An 11,650-nucleotide genomic window follows, 5' to 3' on the forward strand; every position below is an offset into this window, starting at 1 on the left:
CAGTCGCTGTTTTTACAAATTTGTATTGTCAGCTCAGAGACCTTGCTGTAGCGCAGGATCGTCCGGGTTTTGCTGTTCAAGCTGAGCCAGCAACACCTGGACGTTTTGTAATTGGCCACTTTCCTTCCAGTAGTTGACCAGCAACACCCGCGCCTTGCGGTTGGCGGGGTGGCGTTGAATGATCTCCTCCAGCTGGCGCTGGGCCGCCTCCAATTCTTCCTGGGCGTGCAGGGTGGTGGCCAGGTCGTAGCGGTAATCCTGATTGTCCGGCTCCAGCTCCACCGCCTTGGACAAGCCGAGCAGAGCATATTGGCGTTCACCGTGGTGCAACAGCCACAGGCCCAGGGCGTGTTGCAAGTAGGCCGACTCCGGGTGTTCGGCCAGTTGTCGCGCCAGCAATTGGCGGGACTCATCGGTTTTGCCCTGCTTGTCCAGCAGCTCGATTTGCGCCACCACGGTTTGCAGGTTATCCGGCTGCAGGCGCATCGCCTGTTCCAGGGCATGTTGCGCGTCCGGCAGCAGGGCGCTGTGAATGTACAGGCGCGCCAGCTGAATCCAGCCTTCGGCCGTCTCGGGCTGGGCCTTGAGATATTTCACAAATTCGTCGAGCACTTGCTGCAGCGGGCCGAAATAAAGGCCCAGGGTGTCGGGCGAGAGGCCGAGCAAGGCGTTGGCGGCGGCGAAGCGCACACTCTGCTCGGGATCTTCGAGTACCGGGCCCAGCAGCAAGGTGCGTTGGCCGGTGGGCACCAGGCCGACGATGCTGTGAATCGCCGCCTCGCGTACCAGCGGCGACTCATTGGCCAAGTCCTTGTCGGCGAGCTTCAGCGCTTGCGGGCTGGGGTAGTTGGGCAGTTCCGCATGCAGGGCGGCACGACGTTCCGGCGACAGGTCCGGCCGCCCCAGCTGTTGATACAACACGCGCGCGGCGCCTGGCTCACCGTTATGCGCCTGCTTCAGCGCTTTGCCATAGCCATGGGCAATCGCCGGCGGCACGGCGACCTGAGTGGTGCGGGAGAAATACCAGGTGATCGACACAATCAACAACAGGGCGCACAGGCCGATGATGGAGTAACGGCGTGACTTTGACATGCAGGCGTCCGGGCAGCTATCGCAAAGCCATCAGCTTCGGCCAGAGCACGGCAGGTGTCAAACCCGTATCAGTTCAGCACATAGTCGATCGGTTGCAGGGCCGGCGGTAAATCGGTTTCTCCCAGCGCGGCGAGGACTTCACGCTCCAGGGTGCGCAGCAGCGCATTGCACGGCAGGTCGTTTTCGTCAAAGCCAAAGGGGTCTTCGAGGTCATCACCGATTTCGTCGAGGCCGAAGAACGTATAGCTGACGATGGCCGTGAACACGGGCGTGAGCCATCCCAGCGGCTCGGCCATGGCGAACGGCAGCAGAATGCAGAACAGGTAGATGGTGCGGTGCAACAGCAACGTGTAGGGGAAGGGCAGCGGCGTGTGCTTGATCCGCTCGCAGGCTGCCTGGACCTGGCTCAAGCCGACCAGACGGGTTTCCAATTGGTGTAGCGCCAGTCGCTGATCACACCGCGCTGGGCCAACTCGGAAAAGCCTGCACCCAGGGTTTGCAGCAGGCTGTCGGGCGGGTTGGGGTGGTTGCCGTCCACGGCCATCCACGGCGCTATCGCCCGCGCTTCATCTTCATGGCGCAAACGCGCAATCAGCCCATGGGCAAAGCCACAGACACCCCGCAACAGGTCGCTGCGCTCGCGGCTGTCACCCAGCACCTGGGTTTCACGAATCAGCGAGCGCACCTCAATGATCATCTGCCCCAACTGTTTGCGGCCTTCCCACCAACGGTCATAGCAGGCGTTGTTGCGAAAACTCATGAAGATCGACAACGACAACCCCAGCAACGTGAACGGCGTCGCATTGACCCTGGAGAAGTACGCGGGGTGCAGGGTTTCCACCAGCACGATCACCGAGGCCAGCAGGGTGACCAACAGGCTGCGCAAGGCAATGCGCTTGGCAATCGAGCCTTTGAGGGAAAACAGGATGCCCAGCAGATTGGGTTTGGAACGCACGATCATTGCGGCAAGACTTCTTCGCAGGAGCAGGCCCCCAGAGTAGAAGTCGCGCACGCCGACGTCCAATCACTTGGGCCGACCGGTCGATCAGCGCGATCAATCATGGCCAAACCAGTCAGCCAGGTTGATGGCTTTGACCATTGCTGCCGAGCGGCTCTGGAGTGACTATTTCCAGGGTCGCTTGATCCACTTTGAAGGAAACAATAATGCAGATTGAAAACAAGATATTCCTGGTCAGTGGCGGCGCTTCGGGGCTCGGTGCGGCGACCGCTGACATGCTGGTCGCGGCCGGCGCCAAGGTGATGCTGGTCGACCTGAACGCCGAGGCCGTTGCGGCCAAGGCCGGTCAATTGGGTGATAACGCGCGTTGCGCGGTGGCCGACATCAGCCAGGAGGCCGCTGCCCAGGCCGCCGTGCAAGCTACGGTCGCAGCGTTTGGCGGGTTGCATGGGCTGGTGAACTGCGCCGGTGTAGTGCGTGGCGAGAAAATCCTCGGCAAGAACGGCCCCCATGGTTTGGCCAGCTTCGCTCAGGTGATCAACGTCAACCTGATCGGCAGCTTCAACCTGTTGCGCCTGGCCGCTGCGGCCATTGCTGAAACCGAGGCGAATGCCGACGGTGAGCGCGGTGTGATCATCAACACGGCCTCGGTGGCCGCCTTTGACGGGCAGATCGGCCAGGCCGCGTATTCCGCCTCCAAGGGGGCCATCGCCAGCCTGACCTTGCCCGCCGCCCGCGAGCTGGCGCGCTTCGGCATCCGGGTCATGACCATTGCCCCGGGCATTTTCGAAACCCCGATGATGGCCGGCATGACCCCGGAAGTTCGCGACTCCCTGGCCGCCGGCGTGCCATTCCCGCCGCGCCTGGGCAAACCGGCCGAATACGCGGCGCTGGTACGTCACATCATTGAAAACAGCATGCTCAATGGCGAGGTGATCCGTCTCGACGGCGCCTTGCGCATGGCGGCCAAGTAAGGAGTATTCCCATGACTGATCCGATTGTCATCGTCAGCGCCGTACGCACGCCCATGGGCGGTTTCCAGGGCGACCTCAAGGGCCTGACCGCGCCCCAACTGGGCAGCGCCGCCATTCGTGCCGCCGTCGAACGTGCCGGTATTGCCGGCGATGCAGTGGATGAAGTGCTGTTCGGCTGCGTGCTGCCGGCCGGCCTCGGCCAGGCACCTGCACGCCAGGCCGCGCTGGGCGCGGGGTTGGACAAGGCCACTCGCTGCACGACTCTCAACAAAATGTGCGGTTCGGGGATGGAGGCCGCCATTCTCGCCCACGATGCGCTGGTGGCCGGCAGCGTCGATGTGGTGATCGCCGGGGGCATGGAAAGCATGTCCAACGCGCCGTATCTGCTGGACCGTGCGCGCAGTGGCTACCGCATGGGGCATGGCAAGGTACTCGACCACATGTTCCTCGACGGCCTCGAAGACGCGTATGACAAAGGCCGCCTGATGGGCACCTTTGCCGAGGATTGCGCCGAGCATAACGGCTTTACCCGAGAAGCCCAGGACGCCTTCGCCATCGCCTCGCTAACGCGTGCCCAGGAAGCGATCACCCGGGGCAGTTTCAGCGCCGAGATCGTGCCGGTGCAGGTCACCGTAGGCAAAGAACAGAAAACCGTCCTGCACGATGAACAACCGCCCAAAGCCAAGCTGGACAAGATCACCAGCTTGAAACCGGCGTTTCGCGACGGCGGCACGGTGACGGCGGCCAACTCCAGCTCGATTTCCGACGGCGCGGCAGCCTTGCTGATGATGCGCCAATCCGAAGCGCGCAAGCGTGGTCTCAAGCCACTGGCGGTGATTCACGGGCATGCGGCGTTCGCCGATGAGCCGGGTCTGTTCCCGGTCGCGCCGGTGGGGGCAATCCGCAAGCTGATGAGCAAGACCGGTTGGAGCCTGAATGATGTCGACCTGTTCGAGATCAACGAAGCTTTTGCGGTGGTCAGCCTGGTCACCATGGCCAAACTGGAAATCCCCCACAGCAAGGTCAACATCCACGGCGGCGCCTGCGCCCTGGGCCATCCGATCGGTGCCTCCGGTGCGCGGATCCTGGTGACCCTGCTCTCGGCCTTGCGCCAGAACGGGCTCAAGCGCGGTGTTGCCGCCATCTGCATCGGCGGTGGTGAAGCCACGGCCATGGCCGTCGAATGCCTGGATTAAGGACGCTATATGCTGCCCAATGAAGAACACGTGCAAATCAGTGACGCGGCCCGGCAATTTGCCCAGGAGCGCTTGAAGCCGTTTGCCGCCGAGTGGGACCGCGACCACCGCTTTCCCAAGGAGGCCATCGGCGAAATGGCCGAGCTGGGCTTTTTCGGCATGCTGGTGCCGGAGCAGTGGGGCGGTTGCGACACCGGCTACCTGGCCTATGCCATGGCCTTGGAAGAAATCGCCGCCGGTGACGGTGCCTGCTCGACCATCATGAGCGTGCACAACTCGGTGGGGTGCGTGCCGATCCTCAAGTTCGGCAATGACCAGCAGAAAGAGCAGTTCCTCAAGCCCCTGGCCAGTGGTGCGATGCTGGGTGCCTTCGCATTGACCGAGCCCCAGGCCGGCTCCGACGCCAGCAGCCTGAAAACCCGTGCCCGCCTTGAAGGCGATCACTATGTGCTGAACGGTTGCAAGCAGTTCATCACCTCCGGGCAGAACGCCGGCATCGTGATCGTGTTTGCGGTCACCGACCCGGCCGCCGGCAAGCGCGGGATCAGCGCGTTCATCGTGCCGACCGACTCACCGGGCTACACGGTGGCGCGGGTCGAAGACAAACTCGGCCAGCATGCCTCCGACACCTGCCAGATCCTGTTCGAAGACGTGAAGGTGCCGGTGGGCAATCGCCTGGGTGAGGAGGGCGAGGGCTACAAGATCGCCCTGGCCAACCTCGAAGGTGGCCGCGTGGGTATCGCCTCGCAATCGGTGGGCATGGCCCGCGCCGCGTTTGAGGCGGCCCGCGACTATGCGCGTGAACGTGAAAGCTTTGGCAAAGCGCTGATCGAGCATCAGGCCGTGGCGTTCCGCCTGGCCGATATGGCCACGCAAATCGCCGTGGCCCGGCAGATGGTGCATTACGCCGCCGCCCTGCGCGACAGCGGCAAGCCGGCGCTGGTGGAAGCGTCCATGGCCAAGCTGTTCGCCTCGGAAATGGCCGAAAAAGTCTGCTCGGCCGCCTTGCAAACCTTGGGCGGTTACGGTTACCTGAACGACTTCCCCCTGGAGCGGATCTACCGCGATGTGCGGGTCTGCCAGATTTACGAAGGCACCAGCGATATTCAACGCATGGTCATCTCACGCAATCTTTAAGGAGCCGATACATGACTTACGAAACCGTCTTGCTCGAAATCCAGGGCCGCGTCGGGCTGATTACCCTCAATCGCCCACAAGCCCTGAATGCCTTGAATGCGCAACTGGTCAGCGAACTGAACCACGCGCTGGACCGCCTGGAAGCCGACCCGCAGATCGGTTGCATCGTGTTGACCGGCTCGAAAAAAGCCTTTGCCGCCGGCGCCGACATCAAGGAAATGGCCGAACTGACCTACCCGCAGATCTACCTGGACGATCTGTTCAGCGACAGCGACCGCGTGGCCAACCGCCGTAAGCCGATCATCGCTGCGGTCAACGGCTTCGCCCTCGGCGGAGGCTGTGAGCTGGCGTTGATGTGCGACTTTATCCTCGCCGGTGACGGCGCCAAGTTCGGCCAGCCGGAAATCAACCTCGGCGTACTGCCCGGCATGGGCGGCACCCAGCGCCTGACGCGGGCCGTGGGTAAGGCCAAGGCCATGGAAATGTGCCTGACCGGGCGCTTTATCGATGCGGTGGAAGCGGAGCGTTGCGGGATCGTGGCGCGTATCGTACCGGCCGATGAACTGCTGGATGAAGCACTGAAAGTCGCCACGCTGATTGCCGGCAAATCCGTGCCGATCAGCATGATGGTCAAGGAAAGTGTGAACCGTGCGTTTGAAGTGAGCCTGTCCGAAGGCGTGCGCTTCGAGCGCCGGGTGTTCCATGCGGCGTTCGCGACGCAGGATCAGAAGGAAGGCATGGCCGCGTTCGTCGGCAAACGCACTCCAGAGTTCAAAGACCAGTAACTAACGTGTGGGAGGGGGCTTGCTCCCGATTGCAGTGCATCAGTCACAGATATTTCGACTGAGACATTGCAATCGGGAGCAAGCCCCCTCCCACATTTCGTTACCCGGTTGTCATTCAGAACGGATAGTGCTTGAGTTCACGCGCAATGACCATGCGCTGAATCTCACTGGTGCCTTCATAAATCTGCGTGATCCGCGCATCCCGGTAGTAACGTTCCACCGGGTAATCCTCCAGGTAGCCATACCCGCCATGTATCTGCATGGCCGAGGAGCAGACCTTTTCGGCCATTTCCGAGGCGAACAGTTTGGCTTGTGAAGCTTCCGACAGGCACGGCTTGCCGGCACTGCGCAGACGCGCAGCGTGCAGGATCAGCAAGCGCGTGGCATTGAGTTGGGTCTGCATATCCGCCAACAGGTTGGCCACGCTCTGGTGCTCGATGATCGCCTGGTTGAATTGCACCCGATCGCGGGCGTAGGCCAGCGCTGCCTCAAACGCAGCACGGGCGATACCCAGGGCTTGAGCGGCAATGCCGATGCGCCCGCCTTCGAGGTTGGACAGGGCAATGGCCAGGCCCTTGCCGCGCTCACCCAGCAGGTTGGCCTCGGGCACGCTGCACTGGTTGAGCGTCACGGCGCAGGTGTCCGAGGCGCGAATGCCCATCTTGTGTTCGGTGCGGTCGACTACAAAGCCGGCGGTGTCGGTGGGCACCAGGAATGCAGAAATACCTTTCTTGCCCAGCTCCGGGTCGGTGACGGCAAACACAATGGCCAACTGGGCGCGCTTGCCGTTGCTGACGAACTGCTTGGCGCCACTGATCACCCATTGGCCGTCCCGCAGTTCGGCACGGGTGCGCAGGTTATGGGCTTCGGAACCGGCCTGGGGTTCGGTCAGGCAGAAGCAGCCAATCGCCTGGCCGCTGGCCAGGGCCGGCAGCCAGGTTTCTTTTTGCGCTGGTGTACCGAAGTTGAGGATTGGCCCGCAACCCACTGAATTATGGATACTCATCAGTGCGCCCGTGGCGCCATCGCCGGCGGAGATTTCCTCCACCGCCAAGGCATAGGCGACGTAGTCCACATAGGTGCCGCCCCATTCTTCCGGGACCACCATGCCCAGCAACCCCAGCTCGCCCATTTTCGTCACGAGCGCGTCGTCGATCCAGCCGGCTTTCTCCCATGCCTGGGCGTGAGGGGCGATTTCGCCCCGGGCAAAGTCACGCGCCATGTCTCGGATCATTACTTGTTCTTCTGTGTATTCAAGATCTTGCATGGCTTATCTCGCAACCTGCGTAAAGTGGCTGAAGAAGCTCTCGACCTGGCGGCTGTCCAGGTCGTCGAGCGTTGGCGGGTTCCAGCGAGGCGTCTTGTCTTTATCGATGATCAGGGCGCGCACGCCCTCGATCAGGTCACCTCGCTCGAACCACTGCCGGTCCAGGTGCAGCTCCAGCGCAAAGCACTGTTCCAGCGGCAGGTGACGGCCACGGCGCAGCATCTGCAGGGTGACGGCCATGGCCAGGGGCGAACGGGTCTGCATCAGGTTGGCCGTGGTCAGTGCCCACTCGCGGCTATTGGCGACGGTCACGGCCTGCAGTTGCTCGACCATGCTGGGCACGTCCGGCAACGCGAAGAAATGGTCAATGGCGGGGCGCAAGGTCGCCAAGGGCGGATCGGGCAATTGTTGCACTGCGAGCCTGGCGAGTACGCCTTGCAGGTCTTTGAGCGGGGAGTCATGCCATTGCAGGTGATCGAGCTTATGGTCGAGTTCGGCCAGATGGGCGCTGTCGAGGTGCCAGTTGGCCAAGCCACAATACAGGGCGTCGGCCGCCCGAATCTGGACCCCGGTGACGCCGAGGTAAATCCCCAGTTCACCGGGGATACGCGACAGGAAATAGCTACCGCCCACGTCCGGGAAGTAACCGATGGCCACTTCGGGCATCGCCAGACGGCTGCGCTCGGTGACCACGCGCAGATCCGCGCCTTGCACCAGGCCCATGCCGCCGCCCAGAACAAAGCCATCCATCAGCGCGAGCACGGGTTTGCGGTAATGGTGGACAGCCAGGTCGAGGGCGTATTCCTCGACGAAGAAGTCTTGGTGCAGGGTGTCGCCATTCTTGAAGCTGTCATACAGCGAGCGGATATCGCCCCCGGCGCAGAAGGCTTTCTCACCGGCCCCACGCAGTACGACGGCAAACACCTGCGGGTCATCGGCCCAGGCCTGCAACTGCGCCGTCAGGCGCCGTACCATGTTGAGGGTAATCGCGTTCAAGCCTGCGGGGCGATTGAGCGTAAGGTGACCGATATGGTTGCGAACTTCGGCCAATACCTCATCCTGGAGGTCCTCGGCGCTGCATGCTTGGGATGAAACCTGAGCAGTCATCTCTAACTCCCTGCTTTTATTGTTCTTTATCACGACATTCGCGGGCGAACTGTCTCGCGATCGTACCAGTGCAAATTTGCCCAGTACAACCCGGAATCGTGCAGGTCGTTTTTGCATTTATGCAGGGGCGTTCACACCGCGCGATGGGCAAGGACTTCACCGATACTGCGCCGGCGTGCATGGCTCTGCGCCGCGTGGATCAGTTGTTCAAGCTCGCTCGGTTCCACATCGTAAAACTGCTCCATTTCGGCCAAGGCCAGTTTCAAGTCAGCCGCAGTGATCATCGGATCGACAACGCGGGCAGGGCTGCTCACCGGCGCTATGGGGGACTCGACCAGCCCCTTGGGATAACGCGTACGGGTGGCGTTGTTGTAGACCAATGCCGCAGTCAACAGTGCGCCCGCGCCGAGCATGACCGGCGCCAACGCCTGCCAGCCCAGGGCGATGGAGGCCGGGTCGGCCAGAACCAGGGTCATTGCCAGGCCACCGGCGGGCGGGTGCAGGCAGCGCAGCCAGCAGATCAGGATAACGGTCATGCCTGCGGCAAGGCAGGCGCTGCCCAACGTACGCCCCAATACGCGGGCCACCAGCAGCGCAACGACTGCGGCGCACAAGTAACTGCCGATAATTGACCATGGCTGGGCCAGCGCACCTGAAGACACCGCAAACAACAGCACGGCGGAGGCCCCCAGCGGGCCTAGCAGATGCAGGGCGACTTCCATGCCGAATACCTGGGCGCACACCCAGACACTGAGCATGGTGCCCAAGGCCATGCCGATGGCGGCACGGCTCCATTCAGCGGGACGGGTATTGATTGCAGCAGGTAACCAACGAGCGAGCATTTAAAAAGGTCCGTAAACAGCGGGCGAAAAAAAAGGCCTGCCGGGTTTACCGGAAAAGCCTTTGTAACGTTCCAACATCTGGGGGAGGAACCTGTGCAGTCTGCCCAGCTTGATGCAATGGCGCCAATGCATATTAATGAGGGTTGAATGCAGAAAAAATGCAGTTAGAGTCCCTCATCGTATCGAATCAAACCCACTTTGTGCGCCGCAGAGGTACTCGCGTGACCCAGCACGCGGCAGTAGGTCTCTTCGTTGAACAAGCGCTTTTGCAGGCCCTCCCGTAGCGCCAGGTCATTGGCCAGCGGTCCTTTCAACGCCACCAACGCGTCGCGCAGCTCCATCAATCGGTCCAGCCTCGGCACCGGTATAGGCAGTAGATTCTCTCGCACGGCATTGTCCTCTCAATGAAGTAGCCAACCGTCTGTTGGGTGGCCTACAGCGTCCTTGTTGTTATGCAGGGTGCTCCAACCCACATGCATGAACGGCGGGGGGTGGTAGATAGTTAACGCACTTGGCAAGCGAGTCTACATAGGGGATCCAGCCGCCGGAAGGGACGGTGCCGCAGTCGTTACGCAAAGCACCGTAGGTGTTTTCTTGGTGGGCATGATGAAAAACGCCCGCTCGTTATGGAGTGGGCGTTGTTTCTTACGGGGCCTATGGAAACGTCATTAAGGCGACGACGTTTTCTCCAGGTGCAGCAGCACGTAGGGGTTCTTGTCGAACGACCCGGTGAGGGTCGGCGTGATGGAACGCAGGCGTGGCTCCGTCAAACTTTCGAAGTCTGCCTGGCTCATCACCAGCCAGGCTGGGGCCTGGATCAGGTTCAGTTCGGCAGGCGACTGGGTAAACAACGGCACCTTGTCGCAATCGAAGTTGACCATGAACTTGATGGCTTTGGCGTCTTTGCCCAGGCCATGCAGTACCACCGGGGCGGGTTGCTGCAAGATCCGGGTCTTGACCGCCACGCTGAAGGTCCGCGTGTCGTACAGCGAGCGTTCCAAGGGTTCGACCACCACAATGTAGGTCGCCCAAATAGCCAACACCGCCGCCAGCGCCGGGCCGAACGCTCGCAGACGAGCCTTGGCCAACGCTAGCAGCGCCAACACCTGGAGCACGCCTAGCAGCGCAAACATCGCACCCAGGCTCTCCAGCTCCGCCGGGTAACGCTTGCGCGCAGCCACCAGGCCAATGATCAACAGTGTCGGCAAAAGCGTCCAGATGCCCAGCATCAAACCGCGTAACCAGGCGAAAAGTCGCCCTTGAGTCACTTGGAACGGGTACGCAGCGATAATGGCGGCCATCGGCAACATTGGCAGGATGTAGCGCGCTTTTTTGGCCTGAGGCACCGACAGCCCCAGCATCACCAGCAAACCTGCCGCCGCGCAGTACAGCACCAGTTTCAGCGCCGGGTCCGGAGCGCGACGGCCACCGGCCGCGATGGCCACCAACACCAGGAGCGCCACCGGGTAGGCCAAGGCGTAGTTGCCCATGGAACTGGTGAAGTAATACAGCACACCGCTGGAGCCTTCGGTGCCATCCATACGGCCGAGGAACTGCATGCGAATGACATCTTGCATGAACACTTCGCCGCCACTGAGCTTGGCCAGCAGCAACAGCAGCCCGACACAGGCGCCCAGCAGCGCCAGTGCCAACAAGCCAAAGCTGAACAGTTGCCGCCATTGGCGGTTGATCAGGTAATAGCTGCACAGCACGCCGGTCGGGATCACCAGGCCGATCGGCCCGCGGATGGCAAAGCCGAGAATCAGCAGCATAAACAGCCAATGCAGGCGTTTCGCCGCGCCGAAATGATCATGCGCATAGCCCAGGTAGAACACCGCCAGTGCGACCGCGGCGAGCATCTGGTCCAGGGAAACCGCACGGGTTTCGCTGATAAACGTACTGCTGAGCAGCAACATCGCGATGCTCAGCACACCCCAGCGCGGGGAGTAGGGCGCTGTCAGGCGAAACACCAGGATGACGATAACGGCCGAGGCGACTGCCGTCGGCAACCACGCGGTGAAGCTGTTGACCTGGCCCAGCGGCACGGACAACAGCCAGGTCAGCAGGGTCGAGGTCGCCAGGTAGTCGGCATAGGGCTGGCCGTACGTCGTGGGGAAAAAGCTCGGCCCGTGGCGCAGCATCTCCTGGGCAAACAGCACAAAGCGCGAGTCAAACCCGATGATCGCCTGGTGCCAATTGCCGACGATGAACAGCACCAGGGCCAGGAGCCCAAGCCCCAGCGACTGATAACGGATCGTTGCATTCTGCAGGGGCGGCTGAGCTTTGTTCACG

Annotated in this window: 10 protein-coding genes and 1 pseudogene; 4 read left to right on the forward strand and 7 right to left on the reverse strand. The window is 61.9% G+C overall.

The window, feature by feature from the left end:
• Positions 1-33: 33 nt before the first annotated feature.
• On the reverse strand, positions 34-1,092 hold the full coding sequence (locus ACQRBT_RS22340) for a tetratricopeptide repeat protein (RefSeq protein ID WP_412046072.1): 1,059 nt from the start codon (positions 1,090-1,092) through the stop codon (positions 34-36).
• Positions 1,093-1,160: 68 nt separating this feature from the next.
• Positions 1,161-2,053, reverse strand: a pseudogene (locus ACQRBT_RS22345) (bestrophin family protein).
• A 203-nt stretch (positions 2,054-2,256) separates the two neighbouring features.
• Between ACQRBT_RS22345 and ACQRBT_RS22350 the strand changes: the two are divergent.
• From ACQRBT_RS22350 to ACQRBT_RS22365, 4 genes are read left to right on the forward strand one after another with little or no spacing between them, the layout of a single operon-like run.
• Positions 2,257-3,024 carry an SDR family NAD(P)-dependent oxidoreductase gene (locus ACQRBT_RS22350; RefSeq protein ID WP_412046071.1) on the forward strand — a complete coding sequence of 256 codons (768 nt, stop codon included), beginning with the start codon at positions 2,257-2,259 and terminating at the stop codon, positions 3,022-3,024.
• Positions 3,025-3,035: 11 nt separating this feature from the next.
• Positions 3,036-4,220 carry an acetyl-CoA C-acyltransferase gene (locus ACQRBT_RS22355; protein ID WP_412046070.1) on the forward strand — a complete coding sequence of 395 codons (1,185 nt, stop codon included), beginning with the start codon at positions 3,036-3,038 and terminating at the stop codon, positions 4,218-4,220.
• 9 nt (positions 4,221-4,229) lie between these two features.
• The gene (locus ACQRBT_RS22360; RefSeq protein WP_060753007.1) at positions 4,230-5,357 is read left to right on the forward strand and encodes an acyl-CoA dehydrogenase; all 1,128 of its coding nucleotides are present in this window, start codon (positions 4,230-4,232) and stop codon (positions 5,355-5,357) included.
• A gap of 11 nt (positions 5,358-5,368) precedes the next feature.
• Complete coding sequence (locus tag ACQRBT_RS22365; protein ID WP_060753008.1) at positions 5,369-6,142, forward strand: enoyl-CoA hydratase; 774 nt, start codon at positions 5,369-5,371, stop codon at positions 6,140-6,142.
• Between the two features lie 115 nt (positions 6,143-6,257).
• Here ACQRBT_RS22365 and ACQRBT_RS22370 read toward each other — a convergent pair whose 3' ends face one another.
• The 5 genes from ACQRBT_RS22370 to ACQRBT_RS22390 form a co-directional block, all read right to left on the reverse strand.
• On the reverse strand, positions 6,258-7,409 hold the full coding sequence (locus ACQRBT_RS22370; RefSeq protein ID WP_412046069.1) for an acyl-CoA dehydrogenase family protein: 1,152 nt from the start codon (positions 7,407-7,409) through the stop codon (positions 6,258-6,260).
• Between the two features lie 3 nt (positions 7,410-7,412).
• Positions 7,413-8,516 carry an enoyl-CoA hydratase/isomerase family protein gene (locus ACQRBT_RS22375; protein ID WP_412046068.1) on the reverse strand — a complete coding sequence of 368 codons (1,104 nt, stop codon included), beginning with the start codon at positions 8,514-8,516 and terminating at the stop codon, positions 7,413-7,415.
• Between the two features lie 131 nt (positions 8,517-8,647).
• Positions 8,648-9,358 (reverse strand): HPP family protein, encoded by a 711-nt coding sequence (locus tag ACQRBT_RS22380; RefSeq protein ID WP_060753011.1) that lies wholly within the window; start codon positions 9,356-9,358, stop codon positions 8,648-8,650.
• A 164-nt stretch (positions 9,359-9,522) separates the two neighbouring features.
• Positions 9,523-9,711 (reverse strand): hypothetical protein, encoded by a 189-nt coding sequence (locus ACQRBT_RS22385; RefSeq protein WP_412046152.1) that lies wholly within the window; start codon positions 9,709-9,711, stop codon positions 9,523-9,525.
• 315 nt (positions 9,712-10,026) lie between these two features.
• Entirely contained in the window at positions 10,027-11,649 is a 1,623-nt protein-coding gene (locus ACQRBT_RS22390) for an ArnT family glycosyltransferase (RefSeq protein ID WP_412046067.1), read from the reverse strand.
• Position 11,650: the final 1 nt, after the last annotated feature.

It is taken from the genome of Pseudomonas sp. R19M (genome assembly GCF_050312585.1).
GTDB classification, from domain to species: Bacteria; Pseudomonadota; Gammaproteobacteria; order Pseudomonadales; family Pseudomonadaceae; genus Aquipseudomonas; species Aquipseudomonas palleroniana.